General features: G+C 50.0%; 20 protein-coding genes. 11 read left to right on the top strand and 9 right to left on the bottom strand.

Features of this window, described 5'->3' with window-relative positions:
- Positions 1 to 3: 3 nt before the first annotated feature.
- The 3 genes from AAHB90_RS29810 to AAHB90_RS29800 are packed head-to-tail and all read left to right on the top strand — an operon-like array spanning position 4 to position 3,019.
- A complete protein-coding gene (locus tag AAHB90_RS29810) occupies positions 4 to 1,461 on the top strand; it encodes an FGGY-family carbohydrate kinase (RefSeq protein ID WP_342088964.1) in 1,458 nt (485 codons plus the stop codon).
- Positions 1,462 to 1,463: 2 nt separating this feature from the next.
- A complete protein-coding gene (locus tag AAHB90_RS29805) occupies positions 1,464 to 2,066 on the top strand; it encodes a histidine phosphatase family protein (RefSeq protein ID WP_342088963.1) in 603 nt (200 codons plus the stop codon).
- 14 nt (positions 2,067 to 2,080) lie between these two features.
- Positions 2,081 to 3,019, top strand: coding sequence for a glycerophosphodiester phosphodiesterase family protein (locus AAHB90_RS29800; RefSeq protein ID WP_342088962.1), 939 nt, complete (start codon positions 2,081 to 2,083; stop codon positions 3,017 to 3,019).
- Positions 3,020 to 3,037: 18 nt separating this feature from the next.
- Here the strand turns inward: AAHB90_RS29800 and AAHB90_RS29795 are convergent, their stop codons facing one another.
- A complete protein-coding gene (locus tag AAHB90_RS29795) occupies positions 3,038 to 3,922 on the bottom strand; it encodes a KilA-N domain-containing protein (RefSeq protein ID WP_446717941.1) in 885 nt (294 codons plus the stop codon).
- A 240-nt stretch (positions 3,923 to 4,162) separates the two neighbouring features.
- On the opposite strand from AAHB90_RS29795, the gene AAHB90_RS29790 reads away from it, so the two are divergent.
- From AAHB90_RS29790 to AAHB90_RS29780, 3 genes are all read left to right on the top strand, one after another.
- Complete coding sequence (locus tag AAHB90_RS29790) at positions 4,163 to 4,516, top strand: PadR family transcriptional regulator (protein ID WP_342088961.1); 354 nt, start codon at positions 4,163 to 4,165, stop codon at positions 4,514 to 4,516.
- 3 nt (positions 4,517 to 4,519) lie between these two features.
- On the top strand, positions 4,520 to 7,177 hold the full coding sequence (locus AAHB90_RS29785) for a permease prefix domain 2-containing transporter (protein ID WP_342088960.1): 2,658 nt from the start codon (positions 4,520 to 4,522) through the stop codon (positions 7,175 to 7,177).
- A 134-nt stretch (positions 7,178 to 7,311) separates the two neighbouring features.
- Positions 7,312 to 8,508, top strand: a complete 1,197-nt coding sequence (locus AAHB90_RS29780; protein WP_342088959.1) for a L,D-transpeptidase family protein — start codon at positions 7,312 to 7,314, stop codon at positions 8,506 to 8,508.
- On the opposite strand, the gene AAHB90_RS29775 is transcribed toward AAHB90_RS29780, so the two are convergent.
- The 3 genes from AAHB90_RS29775 to AAHB90_RS29765 form a co-directional block, all read right to left on the bottom strand.
- Complete coding sequence (locus AAHB90_RS29775) at positions 8,481 to 9,248, bottom strand: murein L,D-transpeptidase catalytic domain family protein (protein WP_342088958.1); 768 nt, start codon at positions 9,246 to 9,248, stop codon at positions 8,481 to 8,483. The genes AAHB90_RS29780 and AAHB90_RS29775 overlap by 28 nt on opposite strands.
- A 234-nt stretch (positions 9,249 to 9,482) precedes the next feature.
- Complete coding sequence (locus AAHB90_RS29770; protein WP_342088956.1) at positions 9,483 to 10,340, bottom strand: prephenate dehydrogenase; 858 nt, start codon at positions 10,338 to 10,340, stop codon at positions 9,483 to 9,485.
- Positions 10,341 to 10,367: 27 nt separating this feature from the next.
- The gene (locus AAHB90_RS29765; RefSeq protein WP_342088955.1) at positions 10,368 to 11,525 is read right to left on the bottom strand and encodes a pyridoxal phosphate-dependent aminotransferase; all 1,158 of its coding nucleotides are present in this window, start codon (positions 11,523 to 11,525) and stop codon (positions 10,368 to 10,370) included.
- Between the two features lie 188 nt (positions 11,526 to 11,713).
- On the opposite strand from AAHB90_RS29765, the gene modA reads away from it, so the two are divergent.
- The 5 genes from modA (at position 11,714) to AAHB90_RS29740 (ending at position 17,679) form a co-directional block, all read left to right on the top strand.
- The gene (modA, locus tag AAHB90_RS29760; protein ID WP_342088954.1) at positions 11,714 to 12,466 is read left to right on the top strand and encodes a molybdate ABC transporter substrate-binding protein; all 753 of its coding nucleotides are present in this window, start codon (positions 11,714 to 11,716) and stop codon (positions 12,464 to 12,466) included.
- Between the two features lie 262 nt (positions 12,467 to 12,728).
- The gene (gene modB, locus AAHB90_RS29755; protein WP_342088953.1) at positions 12,729 to 13,403 is read left to right on the top strand and encodes a molybdate ABC transporter permease subunit; all 675 of its coding nucleotides are present in this window, start codon (positions 12,729 to 12,731) and stop codon (positions 13,401 to 13,403) included.
- The gene (locus AAHB90_RS29750; RefSeq protein WP_342088952.1) at positions 13,384 to 14,313 is read left to right on the top strand and encodes an ABC transporter ATP-binding protein; all 930 of its coding nucleotides are present in this window, start codon (positions 13,384 to 13,386) and stop codon (positions 14,311 to 14,313) included. The genes modB and AAHB90_RS29750 overlap by 20 nt, the downstream gene beginning before the upstream one ends.
- Positions 14,314 to 14,401: 88 nt before the next feature.
- Positions 14,402 to 15,079 carry an SGNH/GDSL hydrolase family protein gene (locus tag AAHB90_RS29745; RefSeq protein WP_342088950.1) on the top strand — a complete coding sequence of 226 codons (678 nt, stop codon included), beginning with the start codon at positions 14,402 to 14,404 and terminating at the stop codon, positions 15,077 to 15,079.
- Positions 15,080 to 15,279: 200 nt separating this feature from the next.
- Positions 15,280 to 17,679 carry an FG-GAP-like repeat-containing protein gene (locus tag AAHB90_RS29740; protein WP_342088949.1) on the top strand — a complete coding sequence of 800 codons (2,400 nt, stop codon included), beginning with the start codon at positions 15,280 to 15,282 and terminating at the stop codon, positions 17,677 to 17,679.
- A gap of 87 nt (positions 17,680 to 17,766) precedes the next feature.
- On the opposite strand, the gene AAHB90_RS29735 is transcribed toward AAHB90_RS29740, so the two are convergent.
- The 5 genes from AAHB90_RS29735 to AAHB90_RS29715 all read right to left on the bottom strand — a co-directional run bounded on the left by AAHB90_RS29735 (position 17,767) and on the right by AAHB90_RS29715 (position 20,870).
- A complete protein-coding gene (locus AAHB90_RS29735; RefSeq protein ID WP_342088948.1) occupies positions 17,767 to 18,666 on the bottom strand; it encodes a nucleotidyltransferase family protein in 900 nt (299 codons plus the stop codon).
- Positions 18,667 to 18,799: 133 nt separating this feature from the next.
- On the bottom strand, positions 18,800 to 19,126 hold the full coding sequence (locus tag AAHB90_RS29730) for a HesB/IscA family protein (protein WP_295934580.1): 327 nt from the start codon (positions 19,124 to 19,126) through the stop codon (positions 18,800 to 18,802).
- Between the two features lie 90 nt (positions 19,127 to 19,216).
- Positions 19,217 to 20,146 carry a homoserine kinase gene (locus AAHB90_RS29725; protein ID WP_342088947.1) on the bottom strand — a complete coding sequence of 310 codons (930 nt, stop codon included), beginning with the start codon at positions 20,144 to 20,146 and terminating at the stop codon, positions 19,217 to 19,219.
- Positions 20,143 to 20,535, bottom strand: coding sequence for a HEPN domain-containing protein (locus AAHB90_RS29720; protein WP_342088946.1), 393 nt, complete (start codon positions 20,533 to 20,535; stop codon positions 20,143 to 20,145). Before AAHB90_RS29720 ends, AAHB90_RS29725 begins: the two co-directional genes overlap by 4 nt.
- Positions 20,532 to 20,870: a nucleotidyltransferase domain-containing protein gene (locus AAHB90_RS29715; RefSeq protein ID WP_342088945.1), complete on the bottom strand. Its 339-nt coding sequence runs from the start codon at positions 20,868 to 20,870 to the stop codon at positions 20,532 to 20,534. The genes AAHB90_RS29720 and AAHB90_RS29715 overlap by 4 nt, the downstream gene beginning before the upstream one ends.
- Between the last annotated feature and the right edge of the window lie 19 nt (positions 20,871 to 20,889).

The following is a 20,889-nucleotide window of genomic DNA, read 5'->3' as shown; positions in this document are numbered from 1 at the left end:
AGGATGCATTCATATTTTTTAGGAATAGATGTAGGAACCCAGGGCGTGCGCACGGTGCTGCTCGACGAGTCGGGAAACACCATTGGCAGTACTGAAAAGGTTTTCCCGCTCACGCGGCATTCGCGCGAGGAGCAATCGCCGGCGGTGTGGTGGGAATCGGCATTCGAATGTTTACAAAACCTGTTGGTTTCTGCCGGAAAAGTCATTGATATAAAAGCTGTTAAAGCCGTATCCGTCACTTCCACTTCGGGCACCGTCATTCCGCTTGATGAACACAATGAGCCGCTGCACGATGCATTGATGTATTCCGATACCCGTCCGGCAGCCGAAGGCAAACTTTGCCGGGAAACCGCGGAACGCTATCATCCCCATGGCTATACCGGCTTTAATGCATCCAGCGGACTTTCGAAAATGGTGTGGTTTGTCAACCACTTTCCCGAAAAAGCGGCGCGCATTAACACCTGGATCCATGCTACGGATTTTATCATCGGAAAGCTCTCCGGTGACTATTCATACACTGATTATACCAATGCATTAAAATCAGGGTTCGACGTTGGTACCGGCGAATGGCCTGCCTGGCTCACGGAGCATTTGCCCCTGCGCAGGGAATGGCTGCAAGAAGTGGTCCCATCCGGCACGCAAATTGGCCGCCTGCTTCCTGAATTAAGTAAGAGCCTCGGTTTGAAACCAATTCAAGTCATAGCAGGCATGACCGACGGCTGTGCATCGCAAGTAGCCTCCGGTGCCGTACAACCCGGCGATTGGAATACTACTATCGGCACCACGCTCGTCGTGAAGGGGGTTACCACCCAGGAAGTCCGCGACCCGGAAGGCCGGCTTTACAGCCACCGCCACCCCGAAGGCTACTGGATGCCTGGCGGAGCAGGCAATATCGGCGCCGATTGGGTCTCCGCAGGCTTCGCCGACGAGCTCCCTGCATTGACCGCCGCCGCCGCAGAGCTCATCCCAACCGGGCTGATCGCCTACCCGCTATTACAGCAAGGCGAGCGCTTCCCCTTCATAGCGCCGCAAGCGCGGGGTTTTGCACCCGACAATGCAAATCGGGCAGCCACATTTGCTGCGAATATGGAGGGCGTCGCATTCGTGGAGCGTTATGCTTACGAGATGATCGAAAGTCTTTCGGGAGAGGATGTGAATGCCGTTTACACGGCCGGAGGCGGCAGCAATAGCGATATATGGCTCACGATTCGCGCCAATGTCCTCAACCGGCCCGTGCATAAATGCGCTAATGTCACCGGTGCGGCGGGTGCCGCCATCGTAGCGGCTGCCGGATCGTATTTCGCGACGCTTACCGAGGCGGCGCGGGCGATGACACGCATTGAAAAAACGATCCGCCCCGAACCTGCATTGACCGAAGCTTACGAGCGACAACACCGGAATTTTATCCAAACTTTAACCGAAAAAGGTTTCATAGCAGGCCCCGTGCCCATAACTCATTGACTATGCTTCGTGTGTATCTGCTCCGTCACGGAGAAACATTCTGGAATGCCGACGGTAACCGCTACTGCGGCGCCACAGATATCGGACTCACCGAAAAAGGCCTCGAACAGGCGCACCAGGCCGCAAGCTTGCTGAAAGGCATTCATTTCGACGCGGTTTATACCTCGCCGCTCCAACGCGCACACCACACGGCCAGCATCGCCTCGGGCAACAATCCGGACATTATCGTCGACCAACGGCTGATCGAAGCGTCGTTCGGTGAATGGGAAGGAAAAACACGGGCGGAATTCATTGCCGAGAATCCCGCGCTCTGGGACGCATGGGCGCAGGAGCCCGACTACGCACGTGCGGGCGGTACGGGCGAGACAGCCATGGAGATCGTGACGCGTGTCGACGATTTTTTCAATGCTATTACCCAAAAACATCCCGATGGTACGGTGCTCGTGGTGGCGCACAATGCCGTGAATCGGTTTTATATGGCCTGGAAACTGGGTATGCCGCTTAAAAACTACCGGCAGATCGTCCAGGAGAACTCTTCGGTAACATTGTTCAGTCTGGATGCGCAGGGTGAATTCAGTCTCTTAAAACTCAACTGCCGCTCTTAATTTTTGATATGATTATGAAAAAGAACTTCCTTAACCCGCTTGTAATTACTGCAGTACTAACCATCGGCAGTCAAATGACGGGCTTTGCGCAGGACAAACTCAATGTTCTGAAAATCAAGACCGCCAAGGATCTTCATGCCTATTTTCAATTCACCGGCAACGATCCGCTCCTCATTACGGGTCACCGCGGCGGAATGGTGAAGGGGTTTCCTGAAAACTCCATTGCCACTTTTGAAAATACATTGAAACACACCCCGGCATTCTTCGAGATCGATCCCCGGCTGACGAAGGACAGCGTGATGGTGCTCATGCACGACGCCACACTCGACCGCACGACGACCGGCAAGGGTAAACTGTCGGACTACACCTATGAAGAACTCAAAAATTTCCGGTTGAAAGACGCCGAGGGCAATATCACCGATTTCCCTATCCCGACACTTTCGGAAGTGATCGAATGGGCACGCGGTAAAACCGTCCTCAACCTCGACCATAAGGATGTACCGCTGGCAATGACCGCCGCATTGATCAAAAAGCATAAGGCCGATGCATTCGTCATGCTCACCGTGCACAGCGCAGCGGAAATGACTTACTATTTATCTCAAAACAAAAACCACACATTCTCGGCATTCATCCGGAATATGAAGGAGTATGAGGATTACGAGAAAGCCGGTGTACCTTTCACCCAGATGATCGCCTACATCGGCCCGCACGTGAAGCCCGAGAACAGGGAATTATATGCATTGCTGAATAAAAAAGGCACGATGTGCATGATCTCGGCAGCGTCTTCCTATGATAAACTGAAAACCGCCGAAGAACGAAAAGCCGCCTACATCGCGATCGCCAGAGACGGCGCGTCCATCCTGGAATCGGATTACCCGATCGAGGCGGCCGAGGCGGTGAAGGAGTACACGCAGAAAAGCAGTTCGAAGCAACAGTTTTTTGGGAAGAAGTAGTGAAACCGTCTTACCTATTTAAGCTTCATTTTTATCAAAATCTAAGAATGAAGATTTCTGTTCCTTCTTAACAGACTTGATTATATCAAGCTGCTCTAATGTTTTGCGTTGGTCATGACAGGTTTCGTCCAAGATTTTAAAGCGCTCTCGCTTACCCAATCCGGTTTTGATTAACACAGAATTGAGATTTTCAAGATTTGAAAGTATCGTTAATTCATTGATACTGGCCATGTCGCGAATGTTTTCGCCTGTCAGATGGCGTTGCGGATTAGCGTCACGCCATTGCTTCGCTGTGCAACGAAACAAAACGAGGTTGAGCAAATCGGCCTCATCCGCGTAAAGCAGCCATTCCTTCGCTTGGGAATAGCCGGCTTTCGGAATGAGATAGTCCCGCACGGCAGTGGTATGTATTTGATAATTGGCTTTTGATAGAATGCGCTTTACGTTCCATTCCAACTCAGAGTGATTGTTTTCAATCTCTTTAAGCCTCTGATATTCCCGAATAACGTAAAGCTTAAATATCGGACTAATTGCCGACCCAAATTCGAATGCTATATCCTTGTGCGCATAAGTACCCCCATACCTGCCTGATTTAGAAAAGATTCCAATTGCATTGGTATTTTCAATCCAGTTTGAAACACTCATGGTAAAAGTAGGCACACCGGCTTCCCGTCTAAAGTGGTCGAATTCGACCACTTTAAAATCGGAATTATATATCGTCTCCCATGTCCCTAGAAATTCAATGGTTGAGCGATTCCTGATCCAGTTTTTAATCACATCTGCTGCCCTGCTCGCATCCCCTTTTCCCTTCACCATATCGGTGAGGCAGATGTAGTCATTATCATGGATAGTTGTAATGGATATGTCGACGTTATCCACCGTAATTTTACTCATCTTCGCCATAGTGTGATGATTTTGATGTTATGGTACTTGCAACCTGATAAAGGAAAAGCTTTGCTGATTCTATCGCATCGAATTTCCTGATAACTTTTAAAAACCCCGTGCAACACCGGACGTGCCTTGTTCGAAAACGAACAGAGCCTTTTCATAAAATAGCATTCATTTCAACATAAATGCAGTTTTCAATATCTGGCAGGATTATTTTACATACAGAAATAGATATAATAACTCCGAACACATTCTATGAGACGAAGCGATCTGGGAGAATTTGAAGAAATCGTACTGCTGGCGGTGGCTGCATTGGCTCCGGGGGCCTATTCGGTGAGTATTGCCGAAGAGCTTGAAAAGGAAACCGGGCAGACCATGAGCACCGGGGCCGTGCATGCTGCATTGCAGCGACTCGAACAAAAGGGTTACCTAACCTCGCACCTGGGCGAAGCCACCCAGGAGCGCGGCGGACGTCGCAAGCGGCTCTTTACCGTAACCGCTTACGGCGGCAAGATCCTGCACGAAGCGCGAACCGTGCGGAACAGCCTCTGGAACCGTATTACGCCGGCAGAATTATCAAAAATGGGCCTCGATTTTTCAAACAGCTGAACCATGCAACCACTCCCTCCCCGCTGGCTCGACAAGCTGGCCAACCGCATTTGCGCCCCGCATCTTCGTGAAGAACTCCTCGGCGACCTCTACGAACGCTATGCCTTGCGCCACCATCGCGTAGGCGCGCGCAAAGCCAACTGGTTTTTCCTCCGGGAAGTCACAGCATTACTTCGGCCCTCCATTATGAAACGAAAACCCTCTCCTTACGCCTCTCCATCCGCATTGAACTCCGAAATGCTGCGCAATTATTTCAAGATCGGCTCGCGCGTCTTGCTGAAAAACAGCCGCTATTCGCTCATCCACCTCACGGGGCTCTCTATTGGTTTATGGACTTGTATGATGGTAGCTACTGTGGTGATCGATAGTTTGTCGTATGACAAGCAATGGAGCAGGAAGGATGATATTTACCGGATTGTGACGGTCAATAAAATGGGGAAAGACCTTTCTGAACGCAATTCTTCTTCACCCATGGGCCTCGCTCCGGAATTGCAGAAGAACTATGCAGAAGTTGAATCCTGGTCGACCTTGAGTTCAAGTGAATTACATTTTAAAATCCGCCCGGAGGATGGCGACGGCATAAATACAAATTTACTTTCCGCTGATACGGCGGTAAGTCGGCTACTGGATTTGAAGCTGCTTACAGGAAGTCTCAAACATTCGACGCAAAAGCATTGGAATTTGCTTGTAACGCGATCCTATGCCACCCGGATCTTTCCGGGCCAGGACCCGGTCGGAAAGATCATCTACGACATTCCCACTTTCAGCGCCGAGCCAACCCCTTATGAAATTACAGGCCTGATCGACGATTTGCCATACAACAGCCACCTGCGCGCCGATGCCATCAGACTTGAGGCCCCAAAGCCGGAACCCCTTCTCAATAACGGCGTCATGAGCTTCGGGCGAAATTACATTCTGCTGAAACGTGGCACGGATGTGGGGGAATTCACGAAGAGAGTCAATGCATGGTATGCCCGGTTTACGAAAAACAATAACCGGGAACAATTTGAATTCCAGCCTTTAAAAGAAGTCTACCTCCATTCCGATTTCGCGGAAGGGCAAAGTGTGAAGGCCAGCATTCGGACAATCTACATCTTTGCCGGTGTGGCATTACTGCTGCTATTCATCGCCTGCGTCAATTTTGTCAATCTCAGTACCGCCAAGGCATTTGCCCGGGTAAAAGAAGCCGGCGTCCGAAAAATCCTCAGCGGATCGCGGACGCAGCTGGTCATGCAGCTTCTGACGGAAACGTTGCTATTATTCGGTATTTCCATCGGCATTGCTGTGTTTGCTTACTGCCTCACATTACGTCCCGTCGAAGATTTCCTCGGGCATCGGCTCGTGGTCACATTTACTTCCAATATCCTGATGGCCGGAGGCGCATTACTGATGTTCTTCCTTACCGCCTTGCTGACTGGCCTTTACCCTGCCTGGGTTATTTCGGGTTTTAAACCTGCCAACACCTTACGCGGCATATTTACGGCCTCATTAGGTCAAACAGGGCTTCGCAAAACACTCGTTGTCGCGCAATTCTCCATTTCGATCATCGTACTGCTCGCTACCATTGGGGTCTGGCAACAATTCGATCTGATGAAAAATAAGGAGCTCGGCTATGATAAAAATAACCTCATCGGTATCGAGCAGATTTCCTGGAATGGCAAGGGCGACGCATTTAAAAACGAGCTGCAAAGGATACCAGGCGTGGTGCGCAGCAGTCTGGCCATGTGGATGCCTACTGAAGGCGGCGGCTACATGCAACGCGAGGTCCCGGATCCGGCACATGCCGGTCGTCGCCTTCGCGTGTGGTACGTTGCCGGCGATGTGGATTTGCCGACCACTTTAGGACTGAAACTGGTGAAGGGACGTATGTTCAGTAACCGCTTCGCCGACGCGCTCGACGCCGATTCCTTACAGAAAGAAGGTTTTGAAAAATTCGAAAAAGCGCAGATCAACCAGAATTCCCTAATGACCGCGTCGGCCGCGAAAATGTTGGGGATCAAACAGCTGGATGTTCAGACGCAAAATGCGCATTCCGTGCCGGTAGGGATCGTGGGCGATTTCCATAATGAATCGCTTTATGAGCCGATGAAGCCCACATTCATTCTCGCGGAGAAATCTCCCGAATATGCAGGTATGCTCATCCGCATTCAGCCGGGGACGGAAATGCAGGTCGCGGTGGGTGTACGTAAGCTGTGGAAGCAGTTTTTCCCGGAGAAATTACTCCAAATCAACAATATTGAAGAACAAATCACCAAACAATACGAAGCCGAGTCCAAACTCCATGAGCTCTTCCTGTTCTTCAGCGGGCTTACGATGTTCCTTTCGGCATTAGGCATATTCGGATTAGTGGTACAGGCTGCCGAACAACGGGCGAAGGAAGTGGGTATCCGCAAGGTACTAGGCGCGTCGGTGGCAGGTATTGTGGGTTTGATTTCCAAAGATTTTGTCAAACTGGTCGTCATCGCCATTGTCGTTGCATCACCGCTTGCCTGGTATGCGTTGCAAAAGTGGCTGGAAAGCTATCCTTACCGGACGACGATCGATTGGTGGGTGTTCGTAGCGACGGGTTTTGCCGCATTGGTGGTAACGATTGGTACCGTGAGCTTTCAGGCCATCCGCGCAGCCACCGCCGACCCGGTCCGCAGCCTTCGCAACGAATAGTCGATTTAGGGAATTAAAGTACAGCGATGCCACTTTAATTCCCCATTTTTGAGCTGCTGGCAGCACGCTTATGCTCTTTTTAACTTAGCATAACAATTGTACTGTTTTTGCCAGCACCAAAATCAACACCCCTCATGAAAATGCTCTCCGGCCTGGGCAAAGCCCGGTACATCCCCCTCCTGATTCTTTTTACGCTCGCGATCATGCAATCCTGCCGGAAAAACCCGAAGGAAATGACGGACGACGAGCTCGCCGAAGCCATCAGCGAAAAGAAAACTTATCAACAACTCATCGACCTTGCAGGCAATGCGGGGATCGATACACGCAAATTCGAGACGAAGGCCGGCGCGCAACCGGTATTTGGATTGTTGGAAGAAATCGCGTTCGGGCATAAACCTACCATCCGGTTTACCCAGAAAAAAATCAACGCCGACACCGCCCTGATCCGCGACGCGGCCGAAGAGCTTTTCAACGGACAATCTGTGGAAAAAGTGCTGGAAAAGCTGGAACCGGTTTTCCCTGTTTACCACAACCTTAAAATCCATTATGCCCGGCTATTGAAGGAACAAAAAAAGGACAGCGCGGCCTATGTGGCCCAAACCCTGAATGCTTATCGCTGGATTCGCCGACAAACTAAGGGCGCACCGCGGTTTGTGGTGGTCAACATCCGGGGCGCTTACCTGACCGCGATGGATTCGGCCGGCCAGCATGTGCTTACCATGCGCACCATCGTAGGCAAGCGCGATACGCCCACGCCTACAATCGACACCTACGCGACGAGCATTGTCACGCACCCCTACTGGAATGTGCCCAAAAGCATTGCGATTAAAGAGATTTTCCCGAAAGCTGCGGCAAACCCCGAATATTTGGCTAAAAACCGCATTCAGGTGATCGACAAAGATGGTCAGGCGATCAATCCCGAAGAACTGGAATGGGGCGACCTTACCGCTGAAAAATTCCCGTACCGTTTCAGGCAGGAAACCGGTGAGGACAATTCGCTGGGCTTGCTGAAAGTGGAAATCAGGAATCCGCTTTCGATTTATCTGCACGATACGAATGCGAGATATCTGTTTACCAGCAACCAGCGCTGGCGCAGCCACGGATGCGTACGTGTGCAACATCCTACTGACCTGGCCAACTACATGGCGGGCACGAAACTGCTTGACAGCGATTTCATGACCGAACCGGACACCATTTCGCATCCGCCCAAATGGCATAAGCTGGAAGTCAGGGTACCTGTATTTTTGCTGTATTTACCTGCGGATTGTAATCCAAAAGGTGATGTGATGTATTTCCCTGACGTCTACAAACGCGAAACGCCTAATGCCTGAACATCGGCCATCGCTTCCATACCTGCCAGCAATGAGGATTTTTGGATATAATGCTGATCCCCGGAATAAATGAAGAGCCCTGCGCCATTGTAAAGCAGGTTGATCAGCTTTTTGGAATCGGCGATCGACACGGCAGGACAACCAAGGCTACGGCCAAGCCTGCCGGTGTTTTTGATAAAAGATTCGCTGACATAATCCGCGCCGTGCATCACAATGGCACGTTCCAATGCACGGTCGTTAATGCCTTTTTCAAGACCTTCGAGCCGGAGCGAAAGGCCATGTTTGCCCTGGTAGGTGCCCAATGTTTTATAAAAGCCCAAACTGGACTGAAAAGAAGAATTGGCATTAGAAAAGCGCTCGGCAAACTCATTTCCCGAGTTACGGCCATGCGCTACGTAAGTATTTAAAAGCAATTTCTTTTTCAGTAAATCAATGACATACAGCCGCTTATTGCGCGAAGATTGCGTGAAGTCGCAGATCGCCATGATCGGGTTATCGAGTTTGATTTTTTGAAAACCAAACCATGCACAATAGAATGCACGTTCCGACAAGCCTTGCTTTTTAAGGCCAAGCGAGTCATACAATGAAATCCATTCGGGACGGGTAAAAGCCGAATCGGTTTTCGCGATCGGTAATTTTTTTGTGGTAGAAAGATTAGAAAGTGAGTCGGCCCGGTGAACACCTAATGAAATGCCTGCTGCCACCAATACCGCTGCCAAAACCCCATGCGCTTTTGTCATTTCTTATTGTTTTATTGAGTATGTGCTTCAAAATCAATCAAGAAGATGCGTCGCCAGGCGACCCTAACCTAACAGGTCTTAAAACGCAAATGGTTCCGAAAAATTTCAGAACCATTTGCAATATACTAATTATCAATTACTTAAAAGAAACAATTCTAGACTACACCTGACTATTTCCTGACCAGAATGACCCTGATCACTCAGTCATTCAGTCATTCAATCATTCAAAATTCATCATTTCTTCTCAATCCCCGCCAAAACTCTTCCGATATCATTTGCCCGGGCCATATAGGAAAGGCTGGCATCCATATCGCGGCCATCGATCGCGTCTTTGAATTTTTTCAGCAGTTCGATATAATCGCCCAATGCCTTGGAGACATTCTTTTTATTTTGGTCAAAAATCGGGGCCCACATTTGCGGGGAGCTTTTGGCCAAACGGACCGTGGAAGAAAAACCGGTGCTGGCCATATCGAAGATCGCGCGCTCGTCGCGTTCCTTGTCCAGCACGGTCATACCCAATGCAAAAGAGCTGATATGGCTCAGATGCGACACATAAGCGAGGTGCAAATCGTGCTCCACAGGGTTCATATAATGGATCTTCATACCCGCATCGCGCAGGAATGTTTCCACGAGTCCCCACGAATCGGGGTTGCTTTTCTCCTTGTCGCAAATGATCACGTTTTTATCGATCAAAAGCTCTTTGAATGCTGCACCCGGGCCCGAGTTTTCGGTACCTGCCATCGGATGCGCGGCTACGAACTGGCCGCGTTTGGGATGCCCGTCCGCCAGCTTGCATATCAGCTCCTTGGTAGAACCCAGGTCCATGATCGTCCGGCCGTCGGGCAGGTGATCGAGCATGTAGGGAAGCAACTTGATAATGGCATCCACGGGCGTGGCGAGCACGTTCAGCTCCGACACCTGCAATGCCTCGTCGAGCGTAAGAATCTCGTCCACAATGCCTTTCGCCAATGCTATTTTCTGATTGACCGCCGAATTGTCCACGCCTACGAATTTCACGTGCGGGTATTTCTCGCGCAGTCCCAGGGCAAACGACCCGCCCAGCAGGCCCACCCCTATGATACTGATTATCATTAATTTGAATTTAAATATCCTGAAATATTACCCTTTGATCCGCTCCACGGCCTGCCAGATTCGTTCCTTCGGCAAACACAATGACAAACGGATGTAACGCTGACCTTTCGGGCCAAAAATGAAGCCGGGCGCTATGAAAACGTGCTTTTCAACGAGCAGGTTATTCACGAGCGCTTCCGCCGACTCGGTGGAATCGGGCAGCTTGCCCCAGAGGAACATACCCTCCTGCTTGTCGTCCCAGGTGCAGCCGAGCGTTCGCAAAAGCGCTTCCGACGCATCCAAACGCCCCTGGTACACGGCATTGCGCTCCGCATGCCATTCCGCGGAGTTGCCTAATGCCTTCGCACCAGCTTCCTGCATAGCCCAGAACATACCCGAATCAACATTGCTTTTGATCGTCAGCACGGCGCTGATGTACTCCTTCGCGCCCGCCAGCCAGCCAAGCCGCCAGCCCGCCATGTTATGCGACTTGCTCATCGAATTCAGCTCGATCGCCACCTCTTTCGCCCCTTCCACCGAAAGCAGGCTGATAGGCGCTTTCTTGTTCAGGATGAGGCTGTAAGGATTATCATGACAGAGCAATATGCGGTGTTTTTTGGCAAATGCAACGGCCTGTTCGAACAGCTCCTGCGTAGCGGGCGCTCCCGTAGGCATATGCGGGTAGTTGAGCCACATGATCTTCGTTTTTGGCGTCACGAGGCTTTCCATGGCATTCCAGTCGGGTTGCCAGCCGTGATCTTCGCGCAGCGGGTATTCTTTCACAACAGCCCCTACCATCTGGCTCACAGCACGGTAGGCCGGGTAACCCAGCTCGGGCACCAGCACCTCGTCGCCCGGATCGAGGAACGTCAGCGATATGTGGGTAATGCCCTCTTTGGAACCAATGAGCGGCAATATTTCGGTATTCGGTTCGAGTGTTACGCCGTAGGTACGATAATAAAAATCTGCTACTGATTTTCTGAAAGCTGGGGTGCCTGTATAAGGCTGATAACCATGCGCCTGCGGTTGATAGGCAGCGGTTGTCAATGCTTCCAGCGTTTCTACTGAGGGCATCATATCCGGGTTTCCGATCCCGAGATTAATGACGTCATGCCCTTCGGCAATCAGTTTGCGCACTTCGGCCAGCTTCACCGAAAAATAGTATTCCGATGTCTGCCTGGTGCGCTGTGCAGTTTCTATGATCATTATAATGATTAAATTGTGCTTTTAGCCATTGGCTATCAGCGGTTAAAACGCCCGTCCGGAACAGCCCGGCGAAACGGGGCGCAATTTACGACAATTTCGCGAACGACACGGGATGTAACGAGGCCCCGACGGGGCCAATGCGTGGTTGGATGCGGGTTTATATAATCCATTTTTACCTAAATTGCGGCATGAACAAATTCTGCATTCTCGCCCTCTTCACTGCATTTCTGGCCGGCTGTTCCAAACCATCGGAGAAAATCGTCGTCGCCACGGCCGCCAATGTGCAGTATGTGATGAAGGAAATCCAAAAGGAATTCGAACAGGAATCAGGCAAAAAAATCGAGATCGTAGTCGCATCTTCGGGTAAACTCACGACGCAAATCCGCGAAGGCGCGCCATTCGACGTGTTTGTTTCCGCCGATACCAAATACCCCGAAGAAATCTTCAAAAACGGCGGTTCCGACCAAAAGCCGGAAGTTTACGCCACCGGCACATTAGTCCTCTGGTCGAAAGACATCCCGGAAACCGGCCTCAAACCGGAAATACTGATTACCGAAAAAGTCAAAAAAATAGCCCTGCCCAACCCTCAAACGGCGCCATACGGCGAAGCGGCCGTTCAGGCATTACAAACATGGAAACTCTACCCGCAAACGGAAAAGAAACTCGTCTACGGCGAAAGCATCGCCCAAACCGCGCAGTATATTACAACAGGGTCCGTCGAAGCCGGTTTCAATGCATTATCCATTGTGCTATCCCCTGAAATGAAAGGCAAAGGGCATTACATTATCGTGGATTCAAGCCTGTACAAGCCCATTCAACAAGCCGCTATTCTATTAAAACACAGCAAAGACTCCCCCAAAAAAGCGTCCAGCGAGCAGTTTTATAAATTCCTGTATTCAGCCAAAGCGAAGGCAATTTTCAAACGGTATGGTTACAAATAATGTCAGACGTGGTCAAGTATAGTCATGGGTAGTCAAGTATGGTCATTAATAGTCAAGTGTAGTCAGGTAAATCAGGTGTTGTCATTAATAGTCAAAAATCGTTATTAAATCCCTTGGAACAGCACATGACAATACTTGACAACACATGACAACACTTGACAATACCTGACAACACCTGACGACAAATTCACTCATTCACTTATTCAATCATTCAATCATTCAATCATCGCACCGGCGACCCGGTCAATCATTCAAAATTAAATTGAACGCCCAACCTATCCTACTAACTTTAAAACTCGCCAGCATCACCTCGGTCTTGCTGCTCGTGATCGCATTGCCGATCGCCTACTGGCTGGTTTTCGGGAAGTTCAAAGGCCGGGGCGTCGTGGAAGCGCTGATCGGCATGCCGCTGGTGCTGCCGCCGTCGGTCATAGGCTTCTATTTGTTGCTGGCGTTCAGCCCGTCGCATTGGTTTGGGGCCTGGATTGAAGAAATATTCGGGTTAAGGCTCGTTTTTTCGTTTCCCGGACTGGTCATCGCCTCTATTTTATACAGCCTGCCATTTATGATCTACCCGATCCGCGCAGGCCTGCAATCACTGCCGTCGTCGTTACGGGAGGCCTCCTACACGCTTGGGAAAAGTGAATGGCAGACATTCGTGCAGGTGCTCCTGCCGAACTGTAAACCGGCCATACTCACGGCATTTGTACTCACATTCGCGCATACCGTGGGCGAATTTGGTGTGGTGCTGATGATCGGCGGCAATATCCCCGGCGTGACCAAAGTGGCTTCCGTAGCCATTTACAATGAGGTAGAATCGCTGAATTACCCGGCTGCCAATGCTTATGCGATGGTGCTTTTTGCCATCACTTTCATTATTTTGCTGCTGGTCTACTCCATTAACAACCGCCTGCTCCGTGTCCGACAGCCAGCTTGAAGTCCATATCCGGCATACTTTGCACACCGCGCATGGCATTCTGCCCATGGAAGTCGATTTTTCGCTTGCGAGAGGCGGCATTATGGCATTGACGGGGCCTTCCGGCGCGGGAAAAACTACCTTGCTCAGGCTCATAGCCGGACTAATCCATCCGAATTCCGGCCGCATTGCGTTTCAAAGTGATGTTTGGCTCGACACTGCCTCGCGTGTGCATATACCCGCGCAAAAGCGGCACATCGGCTTTGTTTTCCAGGACTACGCATTGTTCCCGCACATGACCGTCAGGAAAAATCTGAGTTTTGCGCTCGGTGAAAACCAACCGCCGGAAATTGTCGATGAACTACTGCAAGCCACAGGGCTGACGCAACTGGCCGATCGCAAACCGACTCATTTATCGGGCGGGCAGCAGCAGCGCGTCGCGCTCGCACGTGCGCTCGTACGCAAGCCAGACTTACTCCTGATGGACGAGCCGTTCGCCGCCCTCGACCCGGAAATGCGCCTCCAATTGCAGGATTTACTCCTCACACTGCACCGGCAGCATAATTTTTCGGCAATTCTCGTCACCCACGACATGGCCGAAATATTCCGCCTCGCCGACCGTGTAGGATTAATAGAAACCGGCAAACTGATCCGGTTCGGAACACCTTCCGAACTCTATTTAAACCAAGCATCACAACCCGGCCCGGTGCTGATCTACGGCGAAGTGCTAACCTGCGAGCGGCAAGGCGACACACTTTCGGTCCATGCCTGGATCGACGGCAAAATCAGGCAGCTCACAATACCGGCTCACTTCGAGGCACAAATGCAGCCTGGCAGTACATTTACAATGCATTACACCACCGACAATGCCGATTTCCGAATTATTAAACCCGGAATGAACGATCTTCCGCCAACCGACCGTAGTCCCTAAACCATAGTCGCCTGCCAGCGCACAGTGCATAAGGGTAACTTTAACAACAACCAGTCTTTTTCCCAAAAATCATTCTTAACACTCAACCATGCGGGTATTTTTCAAACTATTACAGATTGTATTTTTAGCGCTGCCATTGCTTGCTTTTCGCCAGGACAAACCGGTACGCGTCGTTTTCTTCGGCGATTCCATTACACAGGCGGGAGTAAGTCCTACGGGTTACATTACCAAAGTCGGCGAAATGCTGAAAGCGAAAGGCCAGGATAGCCAGTACGAACTGATCGGTGCAGGAATTGGCGGGAACAAGGTATATGACCTCTATTTAAGGCTGGAAGACGATGTGCTGGCCAAAAAGCCGGATGTTGTATTTATTTACGTGGGTATCAACGATGTATGGCACAAGGCGTCGTCCGGAACCGGTACTGATCCCGATAAATATGTGAAATTCTATGAGGCTTTGATCAAAAAGCTGAAAGCGCAGAATATCCGTGTAATCGTGTGCACGCCTACCGTCATCGGTGAGCGCAATGATAACTCCAACCAGCAGGACGGCGATCTGAACCAGTATTCCAAGCTGATCCGCGAGATAGCGACCCGAAACAACCTGCAACTGCTCGATCTGCGCAAGCACTTCCTTGATTACCTTGCCAACAATAATCCCGAAAACAAGGAAAAAGGCATCCTCACCACGGACCGCGTGCATTTGACCGAGGCCGGCAACCAATTCCTGGCCGAAAAAATGCTCGAAGCGCTGGTACAGAAGTAATTCAGCCGCCAACATTAAAGAGTGCCAAATCATATGATCCAGCCCCGGAAACTAATTCCGGGGCTCTTTTTGTGAAAAGCCGTTTGGTAATCACTACCCTCTTTTGATCATCGGATTAGTAAGGAATTTACGGAAGCTGCAAAATTGGTCGCAGACCGATCGCCGGTCGCCAGCACTTCACCTTAAACTCCTTCTGATCGATGAAAAAACACCTCCTGCCCTTGTCCATCGCGACATCCGTCATTACCCTCTTCGTGTACGCCTGTTACACCTGTTTTTTCCCAAATCCTTTTCATAAACCCGCGCCGGACGCTTCCATTATCAGGCCTGCCGACCCTGGCAAACGCGGCGGCAACGATCTTCTGCCCGGCTTCGCGGAGACCATTGCCGCCCGTGAATACCACATTTCGATGGACAAAGCCAGGCAGCTTTTGCAAAGTCCCAACCGAAAGCACAATCTCCGCGCCTATTACCGGCCGGGACTGCTGACCGTTCAAAACCGCACAAATTCTTCCGATGGGCATTTTTCACTTTCATTGCACAATCAGGGAATCCGCGCCGATGGTCAGTTGATCGGGCAGCCCAACCCCTGGGCAGAACCTGAGATATTGGGTAACAGGTTGCTCATCCGCCACTCGAAATTCTCGGAAGAGTTTATCAACAATGAGGAGGGTGTAAGACAAAATTTCATCGTCGAACAGACCCCTGCGGGAACAAGCGAATTGGAAGTCGCCCTGACCGCCCGAGGTGTACATATTCAGGATGGCGGTGAGAATGAATTGTTGTTTTTAACTGAAAATAACAAAACGTATCCCGGCCTCATCTATCGTGACTTGAAATGCTGGGACGCACACAACCGGCCATTAACAGCCCGGCTAACCGGCAAGCAACAGCAAATTCTAATCACTGTCGATGTCCGCAACGCCGCCTACCCCGTCACCATCGATCCAATCATTGTCAACGGTAATCCGGGCAATGCCAACGCCCTGCTGGAATCGGACCAGGCCGGGGCATTGCTGGGCTTTTCCGTTGCATCGGCAGGTGATGTGAATGCCGACGGATATAGCGACATCATCGTTGGAGAATCTGGCTACGATCTTAGTAATTGGGAGTATTCTGATGAAGGCAGAGTCTGGATCTATTACGGCTCGGCTAACGGATTAATCCCCAATGGAACAATACTCAATGGTCAATTGGATAATTTATATTTTGGGTTCTCGGTTTCCGGCGCAGACATTAACGGCGACAGTTACAGTGATGTTCTGGTGGGATGTACATTTTTTGCAGACGGGGAATACTACGAGGGTGCAGCATATGTTTACTATGGGTCTCAAACCGGTGTAACCCCCTTAAACCTCACAATTGTGCAAAGCAACGTAATGGGGGCGCAAATGGGCAATAAGATCGCTACCGGCGATTTCAATGGTGATGGTTTCAATGATATTGCCGTCGGCGCTACCGCGTATTCAAATCCCGAAAATTCGGAAGGGGCTATTTTTGTCTATTACGGTTCAGGTAATGGGATAAACATAAAGCCACTAATTATAGAAGGTAACATTCATGATGGGTATTTTGGTAGAGTTTCATCTGCAGGCGATGTAAATGGCGACGGATTTAGTGATTTAGTTGTCGGAAGTTATGGCTACTCAAATGGTCAGGACAACGAAGGAGCGGGTTACTTATTTCTCGGTTCCCCTAACGGACTTATTAGTAGTTCTAATATTCTGCTACAAAGCAATCAGGCAAGTGCATTTTTAGGGAATGATGTGGCAGGTGCAGGAGATATAAATGGAGACGGTTTCAGCGATATAATCTTGAGTGCCCATCAATATGACAATGGCCAATACAATGAAGGGAAAGCATTCATCTATTACGGCAACAGCGCATTAGGCGTCCGCAACAACCTCCGCCTCTACAACTCCGACCTCACTACTCCCATCAACCATACCCAATTCCCTCAACCCAACTTCGGCGCAAGCATTTTCGCTAAATCATTCCAGGGCAGAAACAAAGGCAAACTGGTTTGGGAAACAAAACCGGTGAACCAGGGATTTTCAAAAGGCAGCAACAACCGCATTACCAACAGCACACAATCCACCGGCTCACAAAATGCATATTCCAATCTCGGTACAACAGGGTTCGAACTGAAAAATGTAATCGATAAGCAGGGAGCGGAGACGAAAGTGCGGGTACGGGTCAAATATGATCCGGTATTGGCGCTAACCGGGCAGTCGTATGGTCCGTGGCGTTATTTACCGGCTTACCTGATGGGAAATAGCGCTTCTCCGGTGCCAGAGGAAACACAGGAACGCCTTTTGGGAAACATGCAGCCGGAAAATACCCAGATGAAAAGCGAGGCAAGATCTGAACCGGTTACCGTATACCCTAACCCGGTCGCCGATCGATTGGACATTGATTTGAAAGATAAAGACCAGGTAGAAAGTCTGAGAATCCACACGGCTAGCGGATCGGTAGTATATCAAGCAAGCGGGTTCAGGTCATGGGTTGATGTGAGCAAACTCTCCCAGGGGACCTATTTCCTGACCATTACCAAAACTGACGGCTCGCATACCACCCGCAAAATCCTCATCCGCCGATGAATGTGAGAATTCCATGAGTACAAATAAGGTTTAGCGGTAATGCAAAAGGCGTTCGCGAGTGGTTCGTGAACGCCTTTTTATTTTTTGTCAATCCCACAACTTCCCGGGATAAACCCCTGCCTCATGCAATGCATTCAGCGATGCTTGTACCGATGGTTTGTCTTCCGGATAAGTAACCCCGAACCAGTCCGAAGCAATACGGAATACCCGGCAATCGCCCAGCCCGCTTTTGATGATATGCGTCATCACGGTCGGGATGTAGAATTCTGCTTTCGGCGTGTTTATATTTTCGCGGGCGTATTTTTCGAAAAGGTCTTTGGTGATCGGGAACATCGATGGTTTGAAGCCCCAGAAGTTCATCGAAACGGGTGTTTCAGGAGCGAGTTCGGTGCGCGTTTCGCCTTCTTCGAAATAAATAGTACCGTTTTCTTCAAAGATTTTGGTTCTTTCAACCACCGATTCGAGGTTATGGTCCTCACGCTCCACGCATATGCCGCGCGAGACAGTGCCGTTTTCGGAAAGCGTGCGTTTCAGCTCGTAGCCGATCATCGCATGCTGCTTATCGTTGGTATCCGTTTGCAGGAATTTGGCCATTGTTTCGAATGCGTCGCGCCCGTAAAAATCGTCGGCATTGATGACGGCAAAAGGGGTATCTGTCTGCTCCCAGGCACAAAGCGTAGCGTGGCCGGTCCCCCAGGGCTTGGTGCGTTCGACGGTGCCGAGATCTTCAGGTACATACGACTGTACGCCCTGTATAGCGAAGTCGAAATCGATTTTACCTTTCAACTTAGGGGCGAAAATGGCTTCGGCGCTGTCCTTGATCTCCTGGCGGACTATAAACACTACTTTTCCAAAACCTGCGCGAATGGCGTCGTATAAAGAATAATCGATGATGGTTTCTCCGTTGGGACCGAACTGGTCGAGCTGCTTGATACCTCCGTACCTGCTACCGATGCCGGCAGCCAAAATCAAAAGAGTTGGTTTCATTCAAATGGATTTAAACGTTCCTTAATGTGGTGTGTTAAAGACGGTTCAAAATAAACCCATTCAAAACGATAAAAAAAACGCGTTCCGGGTTTCGGAGCGCGTTTTTTCAAAATAAAATATTTTAATAATTTAATTATACCGCGAAGCTCTCACCGCATCCACAGGTGCGGGTTGCGTTGGGATTGATGAACTGGAAGCCCTTTCCATTGAGTCCGTCGGAAAAATCAAGTGTCGTTCCGGCTAGGTAGAGCAGGCTCTTTTTGTCTACGATAATCTTCACTCCCTTGTCTTCGAAAACCATATCGTTCGGTTTCGATTCGGAGTTAAATTCCAGATTGTAGGTCAAACCCGAACAACCGCCTCCAAGCACACCGACGCGGATTTGATAATCTTCCTCAAAACCATCGGCCTTGCGGAGTTCTACAATTTTATTTTTGGCTGTATCGCTTACCGTAACCATTTTTCTAATGTTTTATTACCTGTCGAACTAACGTTCTAACAGAACCTGAAAGTTCACCAAGCCGCAGAAAACGTCTCATTCTTCACAATACTACAAAATTACAGCCCCGCCCTGGTTAATAGCCGAAACGTGCACGGCCGAATCGATACCCGCACTGGCAAACCTTGCTTGCATCGCATTACCGGCATTCTGAGCGTTTTCAATGCCCCGGCTGAGGGCAAACATCGACGGCCCTGATCCCGAAATACTGCACCCCAAGGCACCATTCGACATAGCCTCCTGTTTCACCTCCTTAAATTCAGGAATGAGGATCGAACGGACCGGCTCGATGATCACATCCACCATCGAACGGCTGATCAGGTCATAATCCGCTTTCATAAGCCCGGCCACCAGACCGGCCACGTTGCCCATTTGAGCAATGGTATTTTTCAGGGAAACCTCATTACGCAGAATGAAGCGCGCATCTTTGGTATTGATCTCGATATCGGGATGCACGAGCGTGCAATAAAGATCATCCGGAACAGGGATCGTGAAGATATCCAGCGGGTTATAACTACGAATTACAACAAAACCGCCCAAAAGCGACGGCCCCACATTGTCAGCGTGCGCCGAGCCCGATGCAATGCGCTCACCTTCCATCGCGAATGGCAGCAATTCTTTGCGGCTTAACGGGTTACCCAGCAACTCATTCATCGCCACCACACCAGCCACCGCGCTCGCCGCGCTGGAACCCATTCCGCTGCCCAAAGGCATATTTTTGTTCAAAACCACCTCACAGCCCAGGTCGTTGATTCCCAGGTGTTTCAGCAAAGCCAGCATGACTACCGTCACGGAATTCTTCTCTGCCTGCCGTGGTAACCGGCCCTCATCACCCGTAATCTCCGTGATCACAATCCCAGGCTCGTCGCGCCTGCGTACCTCAACCGTATCCCCCGGCTCCTGAATAGCAAAACCGAAAATATCAAACCCACACGACACATTAGCGACTGTCGCCGGCGCAAAAGCTTTTACTGAATTCACTTTATGTGGTTGTTTTCCTTTAAATATCGAACGACTACCTCGAAAAAATGTGTCGCATCCTCGAAAGACTCCAAAGCCTCAGATTCCGCCACCTCATCATAATCGTAGTCGCCAAACTGTCTTTTTTCGAATGTTCTTTGCAGTCTCATATTTAGGGACATATCCATCACACCCGTCTTGATAAATATGTCTCTAAACCTATTGTGGGTTCCGACATGTGTTTTTGTCTGAACTCCCGATACTAATAACAAAGCGTGGATGGAATGGAACATGGCATAATAGGCTCTGTTAATGCACGCCTCAAATGATTTGCGATCAAATGCTTCTCTGCTGTGTTCCAAACAATCCGCAGCCTTTTTCATAATCCGGCCTGCGGTTAGTTCTGTCATACAACGATTCCTTCTTTTTGAACATTAATAGCCAAAGCTACCTCACCTCGAAGCAGCCTGTTTATCGAAATAGGAACCGTTGATATCCAGAAATTAAATTTCAACCCAAGCTCGGCACTGATGCCGGACATTCGGCTTATTTCTGCAAAAGCATTTATTTTCTCGTCATTCAAAACCACCAAAAAGTCAACATCCGACTCTTCGTGCTGCTCTCCCCTTGCGTATGAACCGAATAGGACTACCTTGTCAAGCCGGTCACCATAGAGTCCACGAACCTTTTCCGCAAACTCCCTGGCCAATGCCGCTATCGATTCGGGGACTTTCCTATTGCTCATCACTCAAATGGTTGAGAAT

It is taken from the genome of Dyadobacter sp. OTU695, assembly GCF_038440355.1.
Lineage (GTDB): Bacteria > Bacteroidota > Bacteroidia > Cytophagales > Spirosomataceae > Dyadobacter.
Note: the sequence above shows the minus strand (reverse complement) of the source record. Positions and strands in the feature narration are given on the sequence as shown.